The sequence below is a fragment of the Gemmiger formicilis genome (genome assembly GCF_016901605.1).
In the GTDB taxonomy this organism is placed as follows: Bacteria; Bacillota; Clostridia; order Oscillospirales; family Ruminococcaceae; genus Gemmiger; species Gemmiger formicilis_B.
Genome location: NZ_JACJKP010001007.1, coordinates 1 through 217 on the forward strand (window position 1 = coordinate 1; position 217 = coordinate 217).

The following is a 217-nucleotide window of genomic DNA, read 5'->3' on the forward strand; positions in this document are numbered from 1 at the left end:
GGTAAGTTCGTACCGATAATAGTACCAGCGGGTAGCGTCATCGCCCTGGCTGAGCACCAGCACACGGTCATCCCAATCCAGCACAGTGTTCATCACTTCTGCCCGCTGCTGCACGCGGGCGGTCTGGCGGTGGTGGCCGTGGCTGCCTTCCTCAGCTGGAGCCGCTACACCGCCGCTGTCACCCCCACGGTGGATACGGCGGCCAGCGTAGGCAGCG

1 protein-coding gene is annotated in these 217 nt (G+C 65.0%); it reads right to left on the reverse strand.

Features of this window, described 5'->3' with window-relative positions; translation table 11 throughout:
- Positions 1–217 (reverse strand): hypothetical protein (locus H6B10_RS17560; RefSeq protein ID WP_204652574.1); only part of this gene is annotated, 217 nt, incomplete at both ends.